Genomic DNA, 1,447 nt, shown 5'->3' on the forward strand with positions numbered 1-1,447 from the left:
TACATCGGCGGGTTGCCGTGCTTGCGGCTCGGCAGGTCGGCGTGTTTGGTGCGGAGCATGGCGAGGGCGGAGGCGAGGACGGTGCGGGTTTCGGCGGGGTCGATGACGTCGTCCACCAGGCCGCGTTCGGCGGCGTAGTAGGGGTGCATCAGTTCGGTCTTGTATTCCTTGATCTTCTGGGCGCGCATCGCTTCGGGGTCTTCGGCGCCGTTGATGTCGCGGCGGAAGATGACGTTGGCGGCGCCTTCGGCGCCCATCACGGCGATCTCGTTGGTGGGCCAGGCGTAGGAGAGGTCGGCGCCGATGGAGCGGGAGTCCATGACGATGTAGGCGCCGCCGTAGGCCTTGCGCAGGATCAGCTGGATCCGGGGCACGGTGGCGTTGCAGTAGGCGTAGAGCAGTTTGGCGCCGTGGCGGATGATGCCGTCGTGTTCCTGGTCGACGCCGGGCAGGAAGCCGGGGACGTCCAGCATGGTGACCAGCGGGATGTTGAAGGCGTCGCACATCTGGACGAAGCGTGCGGCCTTCTCGGAGGCGTTGATGTCCAGGACGCCGGCCAGGGACTGCGGCTGGTTGGCGATGATGCCGGTGACGTGGCCGTCGATGCGGGCCAGGACGCACAGGACGTTGGTGGCCCAGCGTTCGTGGATCTCCAGGAACTCGCCGTGGTCGACGATCTCCTCGATCACCTTGCGCATGTCGTAGGGGCGGTTGCCGTCGGCGGGCACCAGGTCCAGGAGGCTGTCGTTGCGGCGCTCGACGGGGTCGTCGTTGGGTGCGGCGGGCGGCATCTCGCGGTTGTTCTGCGGGAGCAGCGACAGGAGGTAGCGGACCTCTTCGATGCAGCTCTGCTCGTCGTCGTAGGCGAAGTGGGAGACGCCGGAGACGCCGGAGTGGACGTCGGCGCCGCCCAGGCCGTTCTGGCTGATCTTCTCGCCGGTGACGGCCTGCACCACGTCGGGGCCGGTGATGAACATCTGCGAGGTCTCGCGGACCATGAAGATGAAGTCGGTCAGCGCCGGCGAGTACGCGGCGCCGCCCGCGCAGGGGCCGAGCATCACGGAGATCTGCGGGATCACGCCGGAGGCGCGGGTGTTGCGCTGGAAGATGCCGCCGTAGCCGGCCAGCGCGGTGACACCCTCCTGGATCCGGGCGCCGGCGCCGTCGTTGAGGGACACCAGCGGGGCACCCGCCGCGATGGCCATGTCCATGATCTTGTGGATCTTCTGCGCGTGCGCCTCACCCAGCGCACCACCGAAGATCCGGAAATCATGCGCATACGTGAACACGGTACGCCCGTGCACGGTGCCCCAGCCCACGATCACACCATCGGTGTGCGGCCGCTTCCCCTCCAGACCGAAACCCGTCGCCCGATGCCGACGCAACGGCTCCACCTCACGAAACGACCCCTCGTCCAACAACAGGCCGATCCGCTCACGAGCCGTCA

General features: G+C 67.7%; 1 protein-coding gene. It reads right to left on the minus strand.

Features of this window, described 5'->3' with window-relative positions; translation table 11 throughout:
* Positions 1 to 1,447 (minus strand): acyl-CoA carboxylase subunit beta (locus ACIRPK_RS36880; RefSeq protein ID WP_403047328.1); only part of this gene is annotated, 1,447 nt, incomplete at both ends.

The organism is Kitasatospora sp. NPDC101801 (genome assembly GCF_044766665.1).
Taxonomy (GTDB): Bacteria; Actinomycetota; Actinomycetes; order Streptomycetales; family Streptomycetaceae; genus Kitasatospora.